At 63.5% G+C, this 19,058-nt stretch carries 21 protein-coding genes; 14 read left to right on the forward strand and 7 right to left on the reverse strand.

All coding sequences use genetic code 11. The annotated features are described in order from the left end of the window. The 6 genes from GCM43_RS17945 to bufB all read left to right on the forward strand — a co-directional run. A partial coding sequence (locus GCM43_RS17945; protein WP_193315665.1) for a peptidoglycan-binding protein occupies positions 1 to 640 on the forward strand: 640 nt, incomplete at its 5' end. A 1-nt stretch (position 641) separates the two neighbouring features. Continuing rightward, positions 642 to 1,292, forward strand: coding sequence for a general secretion pathway protein GspB (locus tag GCM43_RS17950; RefSeq protein WP_152246788.1), 651 nt, complete (start codon positions 642 to 644; stop codon positions 1,290 to 1,292). 28 nt (positions 1,293 to 1,320) lie between these two features. Continuing rightward, positions 1,321 to 1,845, forward strand: coding sequence for a molybdopterin-guanine dinucleotide biosynthesis protein B (mobB, locus tag GCM43_RS17955; RefSeq protein WP_152246790.1), 525 nt, complete (start codon positions 1,321 to 1,323; stop codon positions 1,843 to 1,845). Between the two features lie 50 nt (positions 1,846 to 1,895). After that, positions 1,896 to 2,096, forward strand: coding sequence for a YjfB family protein (locus GCM43_RS17960; RefSeq protein ID WP_152246792.1), 201 nt, complete (start codon positions 1,896 to 1,898; stop codon positions 2,094 to 2,096). Positions 2,097 to 2,466: 370 nt separating this feature from the next. Beyond that, a complete protein-coding gene (locus tag GCM43_RS17965) occupies positions 2,467 to 2,769 on the forward strand; it encodes a BufA1 family periplasmic bufferin-type metallophore (protein WP_152246794.1) in 303 nt (100 codons plus the stop codon). Between the two features lie 20 nt (positions 2,770 to 2,789). Then, positions 2,790 to 4,427, forward strand: a complete 1,638-nt coding sequence (gene bufB, locus GCM43_RS17970; RefSeq protein WP_152246796.1) for an MNIO family bufferin maturase — start codon at positions 2,790 to 2,792, stop codon at positions 4,425 to 4,427. Here the strand turns inward: bufB and GCM43_RS17975 are convergent. From GCM43_RS17975 to fumC, 3 genes are all read right to left on the reverse strand, one after another. Beyond that, positions 4,424 to 4,720, reverse strand: a complete 297-nt coding sequence (locus GCM43_RS17975; protein ID WP_152246798.1) for a hypothetical protein — start codon at positions 4,718 to 4,720, stop codon at positions 4,424 to 4,426. The two genes, bufB and GCM43_RS17975, sit on opposite strands and share 4 nt — an antisense overlap. Before the next feature lie 101 nt (positions 4,721 to 4,821). Next, a complete protein-coding gene (locus tag GCM43_RS17980) occupies positions 4,822 to 5,043 on the reverse strand; it encodes an RNA-binding S4 domain-containing protein (protein WP_152246800.1) in 222 nt (73 codons plus the stop codon). A 96-nt stretch (positions 5,044 to 5,139) separates the two neighbouring features. After that, positions 5,140 to 6,534 carry a class II fumarate hydratase gene (fumC, locus tag GCM43_RS17985; RefSeq protein WP_152246801.1) on the reverse strand — a complete coding sequence of 465 codons (1,395 nt, stop codon included), beginning with the start codon at positions 6,532 to 6,534 and terminating at the stop codon, positions 5,140 to 5,142. Between the two features lie 143 nt (positions 6,535 to 6,677). On the opposite strand from fumC, the gene GCM43_RS17990 reads away from it, so the two are divergent. Further along, the gene (locus tag GCM43_RS17990; RefSeq protein WP_152246802.1) at positions 6,678 to 7,751 is read left to right on the forward strand and encodes a type IV pilus assembly protein FimV; all 1,074 of its coding nucleotides are present in this window, start codon (positions 6,678 to 6,680) and stop codon (positions 7,749 to 7,751) included. Between the two features lie 377 nt (positions 7,752 to 8,128). On the opposite strand, the gene GCM43_RS17995 is transcribed toward GCM43_RS17990, so the two are convergent. Continuing rightward, on the reverse strand, positions 8,129 to 8,425 hold the full coding sequence (locus GCM43_RS17995; RefSeq protein ID WP_152246803.1) for a flagellar protein FliT: 297 nt from the start codon (positions 8,423 to 8,425) through the stop codon (positions 8,129 to 8,131). Positions 8,426 to 8,621: 196 nt separating this feature from the next. Here GCM43_RS17995 and GCM43_RS18000 point away from each other — a divergent pair, with 196 nt between their 5' ends. The 3 genes from GCM43_RS18000 (at position 8,622) to GCM43_RS18010 (ending at position 11,698) form a co-directional block, all read left to right on the forward strand. Continuing rightward, positions 8,622 to 10,688 (forward strand): M13 family metallopeptidase, encoded by a 2,067-nt coding sequence (locus GCM43_RS18000; protein WP_152246804.1) that lies wholly within the window; start codon positions 8,622 to 8,624, stop codon positions 10,686 to 10,688. A gap of 6 nt (positions 10,689 to 10,694) precedes the next feature. Continuing rightward, the gene (locus GCM43_RS18005; RefSeq protein ID WP_152246805.1) at positions 10,695 to 11,333 is read left to right on the forward strand and encodes a class I SAM-dependent methyltransferase; all 639 of its coding nucleotides are present in this window, start codon (positions 10,695 to 10,697) and stop codon (positions 11,331 to 11,333) included. A 179-nt stretch (positions 11,334 to 11,512) separates the two neighbouring features. Continuing rightward, on the forward strand, positions 11,513 to 11,698 hold the full coding sequence (locus tag GCM43_RS18010) for a CsbD family protein (RefSeq protein WP_152246807.1): 186 nt from the start codon (positions 11,513 to 11,515) through the stop codon (positions 11,696 to 11,698). An 88-nt stretch (positions 11,699 to 11,786) separates the two neighbouring features. Here the strand turns inward: GCM43_RS18010 and GCM43_RS18015 are convergent, their stop codons facing one another. Next, complete coding sequence (locus tag GCM43_RS18015; protein ID WP_152246809.1) at positions 11,787 to 14,003, reverse strand: S9 family peptidase; 2,217 nt, start codon at positions 14,001 to 14,003, stop codon at positions 11,787 to 11,789. A 154-nt stretch (positions 14,004 to 14,157) separates the two neighbouring features. Continuing rightward, positions 14,158 to 15,546, reverse strand: coding sequence for an MATE family efflux transporter (locus GCM43_RS18020; protein ID WP_152246811.1), 1,389 nt, complete (start codon positions 15,544 to 15,546; stop codon positions 14,158 to 14,160). 176 nt (positions 15,547 to 15,722) lie between these two features. Between GCM43_RS18020 and GCM43_RS18025 the strand changes: the two genes are divergently transcribed. The 4 genes from GCM43_RS18025 (at position 15,723) to GCM43_RS18040 (ending at position 18,823) form a co-directional block, all read left to right on the forward strand. Then, positions 15,723 to 16,697: a beta/gamma crystallin-related protein gene (locus GCM43_RS18025; RefSeq protein WP_152246813.1), complete on the forward strand. Its 975-nt coding sequence runs from the start codon at positions 15,723 to 15,725 to the stop codon at positions 16,695 to 16,697. Positions 16,698 to 16,802: 105 nt separating this feature from the next. Beyond that, entirely contained in the window at positions 16,803 to 17,450 is a 648-nt protein-coding gene (locus GCM43_RS18030) for a beta/gamma crystallin-related protein (protein ID WP_193315666.1), read from the forward strand. Positions 17,451 to 17,582: 132 nt separating this feature from the next. Continuing rightward, the gene (locus GCM43_RS18035) at positions 17,583 to 18,506 is read left to right on the forward strand and encodes a DnaJ C-terminal domain-containing protein (RefSeq protein WP_152246817.1); all 924 of its coding nucleotides are present in this window, start codon (positions 17,583 to 17,585) and stop codon (positions 18,504 to 18,506) included. Positions 18,507 to 18,508: 2 nt separating this feature from the next. Next, entirely contained in the window at positions 18,509 to 18,823 is a 315-nt protein-coding gene (locus GCM43_RS18040; RefSeq protein ID WP_413770964.1) for a MerR family transcriptional regulator, read from the forward strand. A 4-nt stretch (positions 18,824 to 18,827) separates the two neighbouring features. On the opposite strand, the gene GCM43_RS18045 is transcribed toward GCM43_RS18040, so the two are convergent. Beyond that, complete coding sequence (locus GCM43_RS18045) at positions 18,828 to 19,055, reverse strand: hypothetical protein (RefSeq protein WP_152246819.1); 228 nt, start codon at positions 19,053 to 19,055, stop codon at positions 18,828 to 18,830. Between the last annotated feature and the right edge of the window lie 3 nt (positions 19,056 to 19,058).

Here is a 19,058-nt window from a genome sequence, read left to right on the forward strand (position 1 = left end):
TGCAGCAGCGCCTGCGCCAGGGCCAGCCGAACCGGCGCCGGCCGCCACGCCTGACCGCGACAGCATGCTACGCCAGCTGGCCGCCCTGTGGGGCGAGCAGATAGGCGAGGGCGATGTGTGCCAGGCGGCGGCGCGCGCCGGCCTGCGTTGCCTGCATAGCCGGGGCGGCGTGGCCGAAGTGCGCGTGCTGGACCGGCCGGCCCTGCTGACGCTGCACGATGCGGCCGGCAAGCCCCAATCGGCCCTGCTGAGCAAGGTGGAGGGCGAACAGGCGCATATTGTCATCGACGGCAAGCCGCTCAGCCTGCCGCTGGGCGAGTTGGCACAGCGCAGCGACAGCGACTTCACCACGTTCTGGCGTGCGCCGCGTCACTGGCGCGATGAAGTGCCGCTTGGTGCGCGCGGCGCCGATGTCGACTGGCTGGCGACGCACCTGGCGCAATGGCGCGGCGTGCCGCTGCCGGCAGTCAATGCGCCGTTCGATGCGGCCATGCAGCGCACGCTGCTGCAATTCCAGCAAAGCCAGCACCTGAAGGCCGATGGCCTGGCCGGGCCCAAGACCTTTATGCGCTTGATGCTGATGGATAACAACACGGAGCCGCGCCTGTCGGCGCCAGCTTCGTTGGTAGCGGGGAAATAAGATGTCGTATATTCTGGAAGCACTGAAAAAATCACAGGCCGAGCGCCAGCTGGGCGACACGCCCACCATCCACGCGCCGCAGTTGCCTTTGCCGCCGGCGCCGGGCAATGGCGGCGTGGCGCGCCTGCCATTGTGGCTCGGTATGGGCGGCTTGACCGTAGTGCTGGCGCTGGTGCTGCTGGCATGGCGGCCCTGGCAGGTGCCGCTGCAGCCGCCTGTCGCGGCGCCGGCACCGGCAGCTGCTGCGGCCGTTGCGGCTGTGCCGCCGGCATCGGTCGAACCTGCGCCACCCCCTGTTGCTGCATTGCCTGAGCCCGCACCGGCACCGGTCCCTGCACCCGTGCCGGCACCGGTGGCCAGCACTGCACCGCCTGGCCCGGTCCTGGCGGCAACGCCGGCGCCAGTGACCGCGCCGTCCGACGACAATCTGCCGTCGCTGCGCGAGCTGCCCGAGCCCATACAGCGCCAGATTCCGCCTTTGGTAATGGGCGGTTATATGTATTCGAGCAATCCGGCCGACCGCCTGCTGCTGATCGACAAGGTGCTGCGCCACGAAGGCGAAGAGGTGGCGCCCGGCCTGGTGCTGGAAAAGCTGCAACCGAAAGCGGCCATTTTCAGCTTCAAGGGCTATCGCTATCGCAGCCCCTACTAATTCACAGAATCTCAAAGGAAAACCCACGATGCATCACGCCATACCTGCCCATCCGGTTCTCGGCGTTATCGGCCGTTCCGGCAGCGGCAAGACCACCTTGCTGGAGTTTGTGGTCAAGCAACTGGCCGCGCGCGGCCTGCGCGTCAACCTGATCAAGCACAGCCACCATGACCTGGTGATCGAGCCGCCGCAAAAGGACAGCGCGCGCCTGCGCATGGCCGGTGCTGCCGAAGTGCTGGTGGCGTCGCCGTATCGGTTTGCGATTGTGCATGAACTGCGCGGCGCGCCCGAACCGACGCTGGCGCAGCAGCTGGCGCGCATGGGGCCGGCCGATCTGACGCTGGTGGAGGGCTTCAAGACCGACCCGATCGCCAAGCTCGAAGTGTTTCGTCCCGAGGTCGGGCAAGCACCGTTGTACCCGCATGACGAACACGTGATTGCGGTCGCGTCCGATGCGCCGGCGCCAGCCGATCTGCGCGCCGGTGTTGTCTGGTTGGACTTGAATCAGCGCGAGACGGTGCTAAGCTGGTTGTTGCATCGGCTGGAAGGTTAAAGTTTGGGTTTTAGCTGCCGTTAACTGCATGAACCCCACAGGAGGAACATATGGACGTCGGAAGCATTGCACAGCTGTCAACCACGATGGCAGAAACGGGCACCCGCAACGAGGTCGGCATGGCCGTGCTGAAAAAGGCCCAGGATATCCAGAGCTCGACCGCCACTGCCCTGATCGAGGCGCTGCCGCCGGTGCCGTCGGCGCCGAATTTGCCGTCGCATTTGGGTAACCGGATTAATACCACGGCCTGACTGTGATCCCGCTAAGTTAAGTTTTTTCAAGCATTGAAAGTTAAAATGGCGGGCCGGAGACGCGAGGCTGAGAAAATGCCGATGGCGGCGTTGCAGCTCCTCGCCGTACATTCGTACTGTCTTCGTCGCTGCGCCTTGCCCTCGACATTTTTCAGCCCCGCTTGGCCCGAAACTCCCCTGCTGGCGCCCACTTTTAGTAGTGTGCTTGTGGTGCTGTGACGTTAAGTTCGCGGTATCACGGCCCGACCAGGTAATTTAGTCACGGCAGAATAGCGCGCGCAGCTCGTTAAAACGCTCCTGCCATCTTTTCAGTAAAATCCCTCCCTGCGCCGCCATCGTGGCAGTGCATCTATTGTCTGGAGGATTTTTTATGAATAAACGTCAAGCTCTCGTTGCCGCCGCCCTGGCGGGCCTGTGCGCCACTGCTGCTACTGCTGTATCGGCTCACGATGCACCGGCCGGCAGCGACAAGGAAAAGTGCTATGGCGTGGCGAAAGCCGGCCAGAATGACTGCGCTTCGTCCGATGGTGCGCACTCGTGCGCCGGCCAGGCGGTGGCCGACAAGCTGCCGACCGAATGGGCGTATGTGCCCAAAGGCACTTGCGAGCAGGCCGGCGGCAGCCTGAAGCCGATCAAGGCGGCGAAAAAAGCCGCGCCGGCCAAGTCGTCCTGAGCCGCTCTTTCCTGCACGCCATGAAGCGACCGGATCATGCACTGACCGGCGTCGGCGTCGGCCTGCGCGCGGGCCATTACCAGCATTTCCTGGCGCAACGGCCGCGCGTTGACTGGCTGGAAGTTCATACTGAAAACTATCTATCGTGCTCTGGGCGCGACTGGCAGGTGCTGCAGCAGGTGCGCCAAGACTATGCGCTGAGCCTGCATGGGGTGGGCCTGGGACTGGGGTCGGCGCGTGGTTTTTCGCCGCAGCACCTGGAGCGCGTGCGCCAGCTTGTCGAGCGCATCGAGCCGGCGCTGGTGTCCGAGCACCTGTGCTGGGGCGCGGTGGCAGCGCATCAACTCAACGATTTGCTGCCGCTGCGCCTCGATCATGTGGCGCTGGCGCTGCTGTGCACGCGGGTGGCCCAGGTACAGGAGGTGCTCAAGCGGCCTATCTTGCTGGAAAACGTTGCAACCCATGTGCGCTTTTGCGGTGACGCCATGAGCGAGGCGCAGTTCCTGGCCGAGCTGGCGCGGCGCAGCGGCTGCGGCATTGTGCTCGATATCAATAATCTGTATGTCAACCAATGCAACCATGGCGAGGAGGCGCTCGCCGCGCTGCAGGCGATTGCCGTGGACACGGTGGGCGAGCTGCACTTGGGCGGCCATCTGGTTACGCCGCTGTCGGTGATCGATCACCATGGCGCCGCCGTGGCCGAGCCGGTATGGGCGCTGTACCAGGCCGCGCTGCAGCGCTTTGGCCGCGTGCCCACGCTGATCGAATGGGATACCGACCTGCCGGCGCTGGAAGTACTGCTGGGTGAGGCGGACCGTGCGCGCACCATGCAGCAAGATAGCGTCGCGGCGCAACTGTGCCTGGCCCCTTGGCACGCCGTGCCGGCGCTACCCGATGCCTCCGAGCTGGCCGCCAGCCAGCAGGCGTTTGCGCAGGCGCTGCTGGACCCAAGCGCGCCCGATGCGGTAGCGCCTGACCTGTACGGCAAGGCGGCGCCGGCGCGCCTGGCGTTATATCGCGGCAATCTGCACGCCACCTGGCACCGCGCGCTGGCCAATGCTTATCCGGTGGTGCTGGCGCTGGTGGGGGCGGAATTTTTTGGCGGCCTGGCGCGCGCCTACGGACGGCATAGTCGGTCCGATTCGCCCGATCTCAATCGTTTTGGCGGGAACTTTGCCGCTTTCCTCGATGATTTTGCGCCGGCGGCGCAGTTGTCGTATCTGCCCGATATGGCCCGGCTGGAATGGGCCTTGCATTGCGCCTGGCTGGCGCCCGATACGCCAGCTCTGGCGGCAGAAGCGTTGGCGGCGCTGACGCCGGCGCAGCTGGAAGCACGGTATTTCACCATGCATCCGGCCTGCACGTTGCTGTCTTCGCGCTGGCAGGTGGCGCAGCTATGGCAGGCGCATCAGCAACAAGGGGAGGGGGCCGGCTGCTTTCCGCAGCAGTTGCAGCAGCCTGACCACTGCCTGGTCTGCCGGCCGCAATGGCAGGCGCAGGTGTTGCAGCTGGATGCGGCCAGCCACGCAGCGCTGCAACAATTGCAGCAGGGAGCGTGTTTTGGCGCGGCGCTGGACGCCGCGTTTGCGCTCGATGAAGATTTTGACCTGGGCCGCCACTTGCAGCAGTGGCTGGCGCATGGCGTGCTGGCCGCCTAGCCTGCCGAGGGCTGGAACGCGCGCAGCAATCTGGCTTCGCCACTCAGGTCGCCATGCGCGGCGTTCGCCGCCAGCGTGGCCTGCATCATGCGCTCAAGCTGCTCGTCTTCGCAGCGGGCCAGTTCGGTGGTGGCCGCCACCAACGCCGCTTCGAGCCGCGTGCGCGCGTGCTGGTACAGGTTGCTGGTGTATTTTTCGGTATTGCGCAGCAATTCTTCGGCGTTTTCTATGACCTGGCGCAAGTCGCCGATCAGGCGTTCCTGGCCTTGCACGGTTTGTCCCGACGTCTCCATGGCATCCTCCTTCATTGCTAAAGAATAGACGAAACACCTGCGATGCAGCGCGCGCCAGGCTTGATGCGGCGCAAACCGCATCGTCACGCATCGTCAGACCGTCAAGCGCCTGCCTGCACCGTAATACGTACGTCAGCAACGCTGACCACCTGGCCGGCGCGGATCTTGGCCGTCTTGCGCAATTCCTTCTTGCCGTCGACCTTGACCACGCCGCTGTCGACCATCACCTTGCCGGCGCCGCCGCTGTCGCACAGGCCCACGAGCTTGAGCAGCTGGTTCAGTTCGACGAATTCGCCGCTTAAATCAAAAGTTACTTTTTGCATTCTATTCCTTTGCCGTCCTATGCTTGAACACGATTCGGCCCCGATGGGCCAAACCGTGTAGTGTACGCTAGTGACGGCTGCCCTGTGGCCGCGTGATCAGCTCTGGTTTGGTCGTGTCATGTCGAGCGGCACGATCCATTCGGCAAATTGTTCTTCCGTGACAAATCCCAGGCTCAAGGCTGCTTCTTTCAGGGTGGTACCTTCGTGCTGGGCCTGCTTTGCGATCTGCGCTGCCTTGTCGTAGCCGATATGCGGCGCCAGCGCCGTGACCAGCATCAGCGAACGCTCCATCAGTTCGGCGATGCGCTCGCGGTTCGGCTCGATGCCGTGCGCGCAATGCTCGTCGAAGCTTTGCATGCCGTCGCCGAGCAGGCGCGCGCTTTGCAGGAAATTGTGGGCAATCAGCGGCTTGAAGACGTTCAGCTCGAAATTGCCCGAGGCGCCGCCTACCGTAATGGCCACGTCGTTGCCGAATACCTGGCAGCACAGCATGGTCAGCGCTTCGCACTGGGTCGGATTGACCTTGCCCGGCATGATCGAGCTGCCCGGCTCGTTTTCCGGGATGGTGATCTCGCCAAGGCCCGAGCGTGGGCCGGACGCCATCCAGCGCACATCGTTGGCGATTTTCATCAGCGCCGTGGCCAGGGTTTTCAGTGCGCCATGGGCGGCCACCAGCGCGTCATGCGCAGCCAGTGCGGCAAACTTGTTACTGGCGCTGGCAAACGGCAGGCCGGTCAGGCGCGCCAGTTCGGCGGCAATATCGTCGGCAAAGCGCGCATGGGCGTTCAGGCCCGTGCCCACGGCGGTGCCGCCAGCCGCCAGCTGCAGCAGCGGCGGCAGCGCGGCCTTGATCACGTGTTCGGCAAAGTCGAGCTGGGCCACATAGCCGGAAAACTCCTGGCCCAGCGTCAGCGGCGTAGCGTCCTGCAGGTGGGTGCGGCCGATCTTGACGATATCGGCAAAGGCGGTAGCCTTGGCGTCGAGCGTGGCGCGCAGCTGGCGTAGCGGCGGCAGGACGGTATTGGCCACCGCCAGCGCAGCGGCCACATGGATGGCAGTGGGGAAAATATCGTTGGACGACTGGCCCAGGTTGACGTCGTCGTTCGGATGCAGCAGGCGCTCGGCGCCGCGCAGGCCGCCCATCATTTCCGAGCCGCGGTTGGCCAGCACTTCGTTCATGTTCATATTGCTTTGCGTGCCCGAGCCGGTCTGCCACACGGCCAGCGGGAACTCGCTCGCATGCTTGCCTGCCAACACTTCATCGGCGGCCTGGGTAATGGCCACGGCCTTGGTGCCGCTGAGCAGGCCGAGTTCCAGGTTGACATGGGCGGCGGCGCGCTTGACGGTGGCCAGCGCGGCAATCAGCTCCGGCGGCATTTTTTCCGTGGAAATATGGAAGTGCTCCAGCGAACGTTGCGTTTGCGCGCCCCATAGCCGGTCGGCCGGTACGTCGATCGGGCCGAAACTGTCGCGTTCGATTCTGCTACTCATGGCATCCCTTTCATCGATGGTGGTGGACCAGTGTACTCCAGCTGTCAAAAAAGCACAGGATGGCGGCTGCGCCTAACGATTTTCCATTTCCTGCCGTTAATAAAAGACGAGTTTCCATTTATCCGATGCAAAGCGACCGATCCATGCGCAGCAGTGCCTATTTACCTTTGACCATCGCCGCCTGCCTGGCTGCACCTTGCTCGCTGGCCGCCGAACTGGGCGACATTCAGGTGAGCTCGCACAGTGGCCAGCCGCTGTCGGCGCAGATCGAACTGACGGCGCTGGCGCCGGACGAGGTCGATGGCCTGCCGGTACGCCTGGCCTCGCCCGATGTCTATCAGAGCGGTCGGATAGCGCTGGACCCGGCGCTGCAAAGCCTGCGGATCAGCCAGGTGCAGCGCGATGGGCGCCGTTATCTGCAACTCGCGACCGAGCAGCCGATCAATGCCGGCCATGTACACCTGTATTTCCAGATGGGCAGCGGCAGCCGCGCGATTATCCGCCTGGCCACCGTGATGCTGACACCGGCGCCGCCTGCACCCCCGGCGCCCGCGCCTGCACCCGCGTCGGCGTTGTCGCCAGCGCCGGCCAGGCCCGTGGCAGCCGCCAGGCCAGCCAGCACGATTGACGCGGCGGCGCTGGCCGCCAGGGCGCGTGCCGAAGGCATGGTGCGCCCGCCTGCCATCTTTGTGCAGCCTGCCGTCGTGCGCCCAGTAACGTTGCCGCGCGCACCGTCGGCGCGCCAGGCCAAGCCGGCCGCCTCCTGCGCACCGCAGTCGGCGGGCATGGCGGCCGCCGAATGCGTGGCGCTCGATCAGCAAAATGCCGAGCTCAACGACAAGCTTGGTGTATTGGAAGGCAAGGTTGGCGCGCTGCAAAAAGCACTGGCTGCGCCGGCAGCGGCGGCCACTGCCGACCCGGCCCAGCCGCACGCCAGGTCCAAGCCGCTTTCTGCCAAGGAAAAAAAGGCCGCCAGCGTCAGTGCCGGTAGCATCTGGTGGGTCTGGCTCGGTGGCGCCTTGCTGCTGGCCGTGCTGGCAGCCGTGCTGCTGTGGCTGCGCAAACGCAAGCAAGCGGCGGGCAACCGGGCGCCATCGAAATACTGGGTGCTGCTGCGCAAGCCATTCGGGCGCAAGACTGTGCCGGTGATGGTGACCGAGCCGGCAGATATGGTGACGCCAGAAGCGGAGCCGGAGCCGGAGCCGTTTTCACGTTAGGCGCAGCAGATTGGCGGCAAACTGACCTGGATAAAGATTTTGCCGCACGCCTGTCGTGCGCATATTGCAAAATTCTAAAAGTTTGTTTTATACTTATTTACGTGGAGTTGCTCCACCAACAGGTCCGGCCTGGCGCAGTCACCAACGATAGTGTGGCGCGGTCAAGCAGGGGTAGCGCACAGCATGGCTGGCGCCCGGGTCTGGAAGCGGTCTGCGATGCCGACAATGTGCTCGCGGACGCCGGAGGCAACCGGCAGCGAGGCGAGCTCAGGGATACCTGGGACTCGCCTTGATCATTTCTGGTCGCTGCAAAGTGCAGCGGCGTAAAAAAAGCGCCCGCAGGCGCCTCGTATGCCGAAGTGGGCAGGGCGAAAAGCTCAGCGCCCTGCGCGTGCGCCTGGTATTGCACTGGACAGCTGCATCATCCATGGTTCGGTGATGTTGCGAATTTCGCGGTCATTGGCCAGGATCTGCTTGAGCAGGTCGATCTTGCGCTGGCGCTTGGCACCTGACAGTGCTGGTGCCGACCCGCCGACGGTGGCAACGGCCTCGCTGGCGCATTGTTTTTCCAGGTGCTCCAGACCATCCCAGTTGCTGGTACGAGCGGCCACCACCATTTTATTGGTCAAGTCGGCAATATTTTCGTACATCGAGAGAACGTCTTTGGAGATCATGAGCACACCTGTCGGTAGTAAAGGGACTGCTGCTTGTCTTGATTAACGGCGCCCTGGCGGGGAACTTTAGGGTTTTTTTCAAAATAAATGAAAATAATCTGAAGTTTTTTGCGCAGGCCCACACAAGCACAGCGCTGCCTGCTCCAAACCGGCTATGATTTTGTTCATCTCATTGTTTGTTCCTGAAAGGTTCGCCATGCAAGTTTCCCGTCCCCTCTGGCGCAAGACGCCGCTGCGCGCTGCGTTGATTGCTGCCCTGTCCGTCGCGACCCTGGCCAGCCTGCCGGTGCAGGCGCAACCAGGTGGCACACCGGCGGCCCAGGCGCCGGCTGCGGTCTTGCCGGGCGACGATTTCTACGGCTACGTCAATGGCGAGTGGATGCGTACTACCGACATTCCCGCCGACCGCAGCAGCTGGGGTTCGTTTGCCAGCCTGGCCGAAGCGACCAATGCGCGCATCCTGGGGCTGGTCGAGGCCCTGCCGAAAAACGCTGTGGCCGGCACGGAAGCGGCGCAGATCGGCGACTTCTACCGCACCTACATGGATGAGGCTGCCATCGAAGCCAAAGGCTGGGCGCCGATCAAGCCGCTGCTGAAAAAAATCGACCAGCTGCATGACCAGGCCGGCCTGGCGCGCGCCTTGGGCGAGAGCCTGCGCGCCGATGTCGATCCGCTCAACGCCACCAACTTCTTTACCGAAAACCTGTTTGGCCTGTGGGTTGCGCAGGACCTGAACGACACCAGCCGCAACGTGGCCTATCTGCTGCAGGGCGGCCTGGGCATGCCCGACCGCGCCTACTACCTGACCGATTCGCCGCGCATGCAGAGCCTGCGCACCAGCTACCAGGCGCATATTGCCGCCATGTTGAAACTGGCCGGCTACAGCCAGCCTGAAGAGCGCGCCGCGCGCGTCTTCGCGCTGGAACAGCAGATTGCTGCCAGCCACGCCACGCGCGAGGATTCGGCCGATGTCGCCAAGGGCAATAACGCCTGGCGCGCGCAGGACTTTGCCAGCAAGGCGCCAGGGCTGGACTGGAAGGCCTTCTTCCAGTCGGCAGGTTTGACCGCCCAGCAGGACTTTATCGTCTGGCATCCGGGTGCGCTGACCGGCAGCGCCGCGCTGGTCGCCAAAGTGCCGCTGACCACCTGGAAAGACTTTCTGGCGTTCCACACCATCAACCATTTCAGCACCACCTTGCCCAAGGTCGCTGCCGACCAGCGTTTTGCCTTTTACGGCAGCGCGCTGAGCGGCACGCCGCAGCAGTCGTCGCGCAGCAAGCGCGCGCTGGCCGCCACCAATGCGGCCCTGAGCGACGCAGTGGGCAAGCTGTATGTCGAGCGCTATTTCTCGCCCGAGTCGAAGGCGCGTGTGCAGCAGATGGTCGGCAACATCGTGACCGCATTTTCGCGCCGCATCGACCAGCTCGACTGGATGGCGCCGGCAACCAAGGCGCAGGCGCAGGAAAAGCTCAAGACCCTGTACGTGGGCGTGGCTTATCCTGAAAAGTGGACCAGCTACCAAGGCCTGCAGGTGGTACGCGGCGACGCGCTGGGCAATGCGCTGCGCGCCGAACAGTTCCACACCCGCCAGGAGCTGGCCAAGCTGCGCCAGCCGGTCGACCGCAAACAATGGGCGATGCCGGCGCAACTGGTCAACGCCGTCAACCTGCCGCTGCAAAATGCGCTGAACTTCCCGGCGGCAATTTTGCAGCCGCCGTTTTTCGATCCGCAGGCGTCGGACGCGGTCAACTATGGCGGCATCGGCGCGACCATCGGCCATGAGATCAGCCACAGCTTCGATGACCAGGGCGCGCAGTTCGACGCCCAGGGCAAGCTGCGCGACTGGTGGACGCCGGCTGACCTGGCGCATTTCCAGGGCGCATCCAAGCAACTGGTCGCGCAGTTCTCGGCCTACAAGCCGTTTCCCGACCTGGCCGTCAATGGCCAGCTGACGCTCAGCGAGAACCTGGCCGACCTGGCCGGCCTGTCGGCCGCCTACGACGCCTTTATGCTCACGCAGCAGGGCAAGGCGCAGCCGGAGCAACTGCAGGCGCAGCGCGACTTCTTTACCGGCTACGGCATCAGCTGGCGCAGCAAGGCGCGCGAGGCGGCAGCGCGCCAGCAGATACTGACCGACGGCCACGCGCCGGCGCAGTATCGCGCCGACACCGTGCGCAATCTCGACGGCTGGTACCCGGCTTTTGATGTCAAACCGGGCCAGCAGCCGTATCTGGCGCCGGCCGAGCGCGTACGCGTCTGGTAAGCGGCCATGAGCGAGCAACCGGACGAGGCACTGCAAGCGATCAGCAATCGCACGCTGGCCCACTACAACGCCAGCGCCGAGCAGTTTTTCGAAGGCACGCGCGACCACGACGTGCGCCAGAATATCAGCGCGCTGCTGGACGCCATCGAAGCGGGTGGGCGGCACGCGCCGTTCGCCATCCTTGACCTCGGCTGCGGGCCGGGGCGCGACCTGAAGGCGCTGCGCGACATGGGCCACGCGCCGGTCGGCGTCGATGGCTCCGAGCGCTTTGTCGAGATGGCGCGCGCCTGGAGCGGCTGCACCGTCTGGCAGCAGGATTTCCTGGCGCTGGACCTGCCGGCGCAGCAGTTCGACGGCGTGTTTGCCAACGCCGTGCTGTTTCATGTGCCCAGCCGCGCGATTGCCGGCGTGCTGGCGGCCCTGCATGCCTGCCTGAAACCGGGCGGCGTGCTGTTCTGCTCGAACCCGCGCGGCCAGAACCAGGAGGGCTGGAACGGGCCGCGCTACGGCAGCTACTATGACCTTGAGCACTGGAGCGAACTGGTGCAGCAAGCCGGCTTTGTGCTGCTCGATCATTACTACCGTCCACCCGGTTTGCCGCGCGCACAGCAGCCGTGGCTGGCCACGGTCTGGCGCAAACAGTAACGCCAGACGTGCATGATGACGGGTTTTGGATTTGTGTTAGCAACCGTACAGAGAAGATAGCCGCCTCGGGATACTATTTGCACATGGACACGCAACATGCAGTGTCCGACACCCCCGAAGCGGTTCTTCACTACAGCGGAACTGCAAATCAGATGTAAAAACCTAGAGAGGAAATCATCATGAACAAGGATCAAGTCGAAGGTAAACTGAAAGAAGTCGGCGGTAAAATCCAGGAAGCCGCCGGTAAAGTGGTCGGCAGCGAAGAACAGCAAGCCAAGGGCCTGGCAAACCAGGCTGAAGGCAAAGTGCAGAAGAAGGTTGGCGACGTCAAGGACGCCGTTGAAACCGTCACCCGCAAGCCATAATGGCCGTGGCCCGCTGACGAGCGGGCTGCCATAAAAAAACCGCCGCCAGTCATTGCGACTGGCGGCGGTTTTCATTGGGCGCAGCGGTTTACTTTGCGGCGTCGTCAATCAGGTTCTTCTTGAAGAAGCCCGCGATCTTTGCATACACGTGGCGCTGTCCGGCGCGCGACGAGATGCCGTGCTTGGCGCCGGGGTAGGTCATCAGATCGAATTGCACGCCGCGGTTGACCAGCGCGTCGATCAGGCGCGTGGTATTGGTAAACAGCACATTGTCATCGGCCATGCCATGGATCAGCAGCAGTGGCGAGCGCAAACCGTCCAGGTGCGCAAACACCGTGCTTTGCTGGTAGCCATCGACGTTTTCTTTCGGCATGCCGAGGAACTGTTCGGTGTAGTGGGTGTCGTACAGCGACCAGTCGGTCACTGGCGCTACCGACACACCCATGGCGATCTTGTCTGATGCAGCCGACAGCAGGCGCAGGCTCATGAAACCGCCATAGCTCCAGCCGAATACGCCGATACGCTTCGGATCGACAAAGCTCTGTTTGGCCAGCCAGTCGATGCCGGTCAGTTGGTCGTTCACTTCGGTCGCACCCAGGTTATGGTAAATCGCGTCGGTAAAGGCGCGTTCGCGGCGCGACGAGCCACGGTTATCGAGGCGGAACACCACAAAGCCCTGCTGCGCCATGTATTGGTCGAAGTTGTTGCCCCAGCGGCGCGCCACGTGCTGCGAGTGCGGACCGCCATAGGTCGACAGGAACACCGGATAGCGTTTGGACGGATTGAAGTTCGATGGTTTGACCAGCGAGTAGTACAGCTTCTGCCCATCGTTGGACAGCATGCTGCCGTATTCGGTCGGCAGGTGATCGGCCTTGTATTTCGCGTACGGGTGCGTTTCGTTCAGTGCGTTTTCTTCCAGCCAGCCGACCATGCTGCCGTCCGGGCGGCGGATGCTGACCTGTGGTGGCGTGGCCGGATCGGAAAACGTGTCGACAAACACCGCGCCGTTGCGGGCAAAAGTGGTGTCGTGCCAGCCGTCGGCTTTGGTTACGCGCTGCGGTTTGTCGGCCGTGCTGCCGTCGAGCGCCAGCGCGTAGGTCTGCTTGTCGATCACCGCATCGCGGTTGGACGACACATAGACCTTGCCGGTTTTTTCGTTGACCGCCAGCACATTGTCGATGCCCCACTCGCCGCTGCTGATGGCGTGGCGCAGCGTGCCGTCCAGGCTATACAGGTACAGGTGGTTGCGGCCTGTGCGTTCGGACGACCAGAGGAACGATTTGCCATCGGCGAGGAAGCGCAGGTCGTCATGGATGCTGACCCAGGTTTTCGATGATTCCGTCAGCACCGTGCGCTGCGCCAGCGTGGCCGCGTCGACGGCCACCAGTTCCAGCGTTTTCTGGTCGCGCGACTGGCGCTGGTACAGCAGCGATTTGCTGTCCGCGCTCCAGTCGGCGCGCACCAGGTAGATATCGGGATTGCTGCCCAGACTCACCTCGCGCTGCGCGCCGGTTTCGGGAGACACGATGCGCAGCTGCACCAGCACGTTCGGGTCGCCGGCAGCCGGGTAGCGCTGCTCGACCACGTCGGTGCGGTCGGCAAAAATTTCAAAGCGGCGCACCACCGGCACCGGTGCTTCGTCATAGCGCTTGTAGGCAATCGCCGAGTCGTCGGGCGCCCAGTAGTAGCCGGTGCGCTGGCCCATTTCTTCCTGCGCCACGAATTCGGCTTCGCCGTTATGGATGGTGCCCTTGCCGTCGCTGGTCAGCTGGCGCTCCTGGCCTGATTTGAGGTCCAGCACGACGATATTCTGGTCGCGCACGAAGGACACATAGCGGCCCTTGGGCGAAATCTTCGGATCGAGCACATTGCCCTTGGCGACCAGGCGCGCCTTGTCAGGGTGGGCTGCATCGACCAGGTATAGATTGCCGCCCAGCGGCACCAGCAGCTGCTTGCCGTCCGGCGACCAGCTGTAATTGAGAATGCCGTTCAGGCTGGCCGTGCGCTCGCGTTCGCGGCGCGCCTGCTCTTCCGGCGAGATGACTTCGTTGGGCACCAGCGCCTTGGAGTCGATCAGGCGATGCGTGCTCTTGTCCTTGAGCTTGAATTCCCATAGGTCGAGCTGGAACTGGTTGTCGGCGCGGCCGCGCAAGAACGTGACGCGTTCGCCATCGGGCGACACTTTCAGATTGCGCACGCCGGGGCCGGCCAGCGCCGGATCGGCATGGATGCGTTCGAGCGTCAGCTTTTCAGCCGATGCGGGAACGCTGGCCATCGCGGCCAGGAAACAGAGAAGAAAACGCATGGATGTCTCGGTGATGGTAAAGGGATGCCCAGCCAGATGAGGAGGGCAACAGACGATACCAGAGCACCGGCATTAATGCGATAGGCTGAACCACGGAATACCGGGCAAATTGCCGGCTTTCCTTCGGCCATCGGCCTGCATGGCTGATGCTTTGTCAGCCGTGCAGGCGTCGCAGCGACAGCCGGTTCAGATACCACGTCAACAGTACGGCCGCCACCGTCAGGCCGGTCACCAGGCCGATCCAGAAGCCGGCCGCGCCCATCGGCGCTGGCGGCGACCAGGCAAAGCCTTGTGGCGCCAGGCCCAGCACATAGCCGATCGGCAGCGAAAAGCCCCAGAACGCCAGCAGCTGGATCAGCATCGGCTGGCGCGTGACTTTGTAGCCGCGTATCGCGCTCGAGGTGGCCACCTGAGTCGCATCCGACAACTGGAACAGCGCGGCAAACAGCAGCAGCTGCGCGCACAGCGCCTGCACCTGCGGATCGGACGTGTACCCCGCGGCAATCTGGTGGCGAAACAGCGTGATAAAGATGGCCGAGGCCACGGCGGCAGCGAGCGACATGGCCACGCCCACCCACGAAATAAAGCGTGCGCGGTGCAGGTCGGCCTCGCCCACCGCATGGCCCACGCGCGTGACCAGTGCAATGCCGAACGTCAGCGGCACCATGAACACCACCGAGGAAAAATTGAGCGCGATCTGGTGCGCCGAAACCTGCACCACGCCAAAGCGCGCCACCAGCAGGCTGATCACGCCGAACGCACTGACTTCGGCAAAATAAGTCACGCCGATCGGCAGGCCCAGGCGCAGCATCGGCGCGATGCTGGCCCACTGCGGCGCTTCCCACTGGCCGAACGGGAAGGTCGCGCGGTAGGCGGGGGCACGCCGTATCCACAGCACCATCGCCGCCAGCATCATCCACACGCAGCAGGTGGTGGCCACCGCACAGCCGATGCCGCCCAGGCGCGGCATGCCCCAGTGGCCGTAGATCAGCAGATAGTTGATAAAGATGTTGAGCGCCAGCGCCGCCAGCGCAATCACCATCACCGGCTTGGTCTGGTTGATGCTGGTGCTGTAGCCGTACAGCGCGCGGTAGGTGGTAAAGGCCGGCAGCGCGGCGCTGATAATGTGCACGAACAGCTTGGCCTTGGCCGCTACGGCAGGTTCGAGCATCAGATGGTCGAACACCAGCGCGGCGATATTGGTCAGCACGCAGGCGACCAGGCCGATCAGCAGCGCCTTCCACAACGACTGGCGCACGATATGGGGCACGCGGTCATGACGCGCCGCGCCGATTTCATGCGCCACCAGCGTATTGACCGACATCATGATGCCGCTGACCGTGACCAGCACGATCGACCAGATGGCCGCGCCCAGCGACACCGCCGCCAGCTCTTCGGGATTGGTATGGCCCGTCATGGCCACATCGGCTGCGCCCATGCCCACGGTGGCCAGCTGGCCGATCAGAATGGGCCAGGCCAGTTTCCATAAAGAGGAGACTTCCGCGCGAACGGCAGGGAGGGTAAAAGAAGGTGTGTGCGGCATGGGTGCATCCGGAACGGTAAGACAAACGAGTGATTCTACTGACATTGTGCCAAGTTGTCGCGCAGCCTGGGGCGATTGCTTTTGGTAACAATTTATTGTGTCTTTCTCATAATCTGTTACAGCGAGTCGTGCGCGGTGAGGCTACACTGGCAATATAAAAATCTTCTCGGGGAATCATGATGAAATCTGTACTGAAACTGGCGCTGCTGTCCGGCGCTTCCTTGTTTTTCCATCTGGGCGCACACGCCGGCGAACTGACCTTGTTTGAGGATGACAATTTCCGCGGCCGCGCCGTCAATGTGCGCGACACCATCGATGACCTGTCGCGCCTCGGTTTCAACGACAAGACATCGAGCATCATGGTGCGCTCAGGCATATGGGAAGTGTGTACCGACGCCGGTTTTCGTGGCAACTGCAAGACGCTGACGCCGGGCGAGTACCGTTCGCTGCCAGGCATGAACGACGCCATTACCTCGGTGCGCGAAGATAGCCGTGGCAACGACAACCACGGCTGGCGTCCGGGCCGCGATCCCGACCGCGACAATGGCGGCGGCTATGGGCGTGGCGGTTCGCTGGAACTGTATTCGGGCGCCGGCCAGAATGGCGGTTCGGCGCGCCTGAACCGCGACAACGACAATTTCGTCACCATCGGCTTCAATGACCGCACCACCAGTATCTATATCCCGAACGGCTACTGGCAGTTGTGCAGCGACGCAAACTATGAAGGTACCTGCCGCATTTTCGGACCGGGCCGCCATGATGATCTGGGTCGCGGACTCGATGGGCGCGTGTCGTCAGCGCGCCAGGTCGATGAGCGCGAAGCGCGGCGCCAGCAGTATGAACAGCAGTACCAGCAGCCGCAATACAATCAGCCGCAGTACAACCAGCCCCAATATCCGCAGCGCGGTGCGATTCTGCTGTTCCCCGACAGCGACATGCGTGGCGAGCCGCTGGCGCTGGACCGTAACGCCGAAGACCTGGTACGCTTCAATTTCAACGACCGTGCCGGTTCCATCGTCGTCAATGATGGCCAGTGGGAGGTATGCAGCGATGCCAATTTTCGTGGCCGCTGCGAAGTGATCGGGCCGGGCCAGTATGCCCGCCTCAATGCGCTCGACAACAAGATTTCATCGTTGCGCCGCGTGCGCTGATGTGATTCGGGTGCCAGCAGTGCGCTGACATTTGCTTGCCATTTGTTACACTCCGCGCGCGGCGTCCAGACTACACTGGCGTCATGGAAACGAATGGAGTCTGAAATGTCCAGCACGATGAAACAAGCCCTTTTTTGCACTGCCACCCTGTTTGCCAGCGCTGCCGCCAGCGCTGGTGAAATCACCCTGTTCCAGGATGCCGATTTCCGTGGCCGCGCCGTTGCGGTGCGCTCCGAAGTAAACGATCTTTCGCGCCTGAGCTTTAACGACAAGACCTCCAGCATTATCGTGCGCTCGGGAACCTGGGAAGTGTGCAAGGACGCCAATTATCGTGGCAGCTGCCGCACGCTGCAGCCGGGCCGCTATAGCAATCTGCCGGGCATGAACGACGCCATTTCATCGGTACGCGAGATTGACAATCGCGGCCATGGTGGTGGCCAGCGTCCACCACCGCGCCCGGAACCTGGCCGTCCTGATGCAGGCCATGGTGGCAACAACGCCAGCGGCGCCGTGCTGCTGTTCCCAGATAGCGGCATGCGCGGCCGTCCGGTGCGCCTGGACTCGGAAGTGCGCGACCTGAACCGCTACGGCTTCAACGACCGCGCGCAGTCCATCGTGGTCAATTATGGCCGCTGGGAGTTCTGCGCCGACGCCAACTTCCGTGGCCGTTGTGAAGTCATGGGGCCGGGCAGCTATGGCCGCTTGCAAGGCAATCTCGATCGCCGCATTTCTTCCGTGCGCCGGGTACGCTAAGCGCTTTCGCATTTACTGCATACACTGAAGAACGCCTGCCCGTGCAGGCGTTTTTTCATGGTCGCAGGCGTACGGCAGCGCCGATTCAATTGGTGTAATCTTGGCTACAAGGTACAACCATGGGAGCGCGCAGTGGAATACAAGGACTATTACAAGGAACTTGGCGTGGCCAAAACGGCCACCGAGGCCGAGATCAAGAAGGCGTACCGCAAGCTGGTGCGCAAATACCATCCCGATGTCAGCAAGGAGCCCGACGCCGACCAGCGCACCAAGGAGCTCAATGAAGCCTATGGCGTGCTGGGTGATGCGGAAAAGCGCGCTGCCTACGATGAACTGGGACGCAATCCACGGCCGCAGGGCGAGCAGTTCCGTCCACCACCGGACTGGGGCTCGTCCTACGAATCGTCGCCGGGCATGGACGACAGCGACTTCTTTGCCGACCTGTTTGCCCACGTGGGCGGACGTCGCCGCGCCGGCGGCGGCTACCAGATGGCCGGCGAAGACAGCCACGCAACTATCACCATCGAGCTGCATGACAGCTACCAGGGCGCGCGGCGCCATATCGTCATGCGCGCGCCGCAGGCCGACGAACAGGGTCGCATGGTGTCGCGCGAGCGCACGCTGGAGGTGACGATACCGAAGGGCGTGACGGAAGGCCAGCAGCTGCGCATGAAAGGCCAGGGCCAGCCTGGCAGCGGCGGTGCGCCGGCCGGCGACCTGTATCTGGAAATCCGCTTCCAGGCCGACGCCCGCTTCAAAACCGAAGGGCGCGACGTATTCCAGACGGTGCCGGTGGCGCCGTGGGAGGCGGCGCTGGGCGGCGCCATCGATGTGCAGACGCCATCGGGCACGGTGTCGGTGACGGTGCCGGCCGGCTCGCAGTCGGGCCGCAAGCTGCGTCTGAAAGGGCGCGGCATTCCGGCCGCCCAGCCAGGCGATTTGTATTTGCTGCTGGAAGTGGTGCTGCCGCCGGCGAACGACGCGAAAGCACGCGAACTGTATGAAACCATGGCGCGCGAGATGGCCTTCAATCCGCGCCAGAAGACGGGAGCATGAGCATGAACGTGACAGACAAGGTGATCGGCGTTTTGCTGGAGGACGCGGCGCTCAGCCTCGAAGAACTGGCGCGCGCCTGCGCGGTCGAGCCGGACTGGGTGGTGCGCCATGTGGAAACGGGCACGCTGCTGCAGGAGGGCCCGGCCGGACAAACAGCTGCCTGGCGTTTTACCAGCGTCGACCTGGTGCGTGCGCGCCGCCTGCGCGAAGTTGAATCAGTGTTTGACGCCAACGATGAACTGGCGGCGCTGGTGGTCGATCTGTCGGAAGAGGTGGCGCGCCTGCGCCGCCGCCTGCAGGTACTGGGCGTCGAGTAGTACCTCAGGCCGCCTCGCCGTGCCGCTGCACGGTCAGGCGGCTGATATAGAACTGGCCGTCCACCACCACTCGATGCGGTATGCCGGCGACATCGAAACCGGGGCCGCCATCGTCGATCCATTCCTGGGCCTGCTGGTCGAACTGCTGCGGCGTCATGCGCAGCATCTGCGCGGTAATGACAAAGCGCGCGCCGGGTTTTTGCTTGTTGATAAAGTCGTCGATACGGGTCATGCG

Source organism: Janthinobacterium aquaticum (assembly GCF_009208565.1).
Taxonomy (GTDB): Bacteria; Pseudomonadota; Gammaproteobacteria; order Burkholderiales; family Burkholderiaceae_D; genus Janthinobacterium.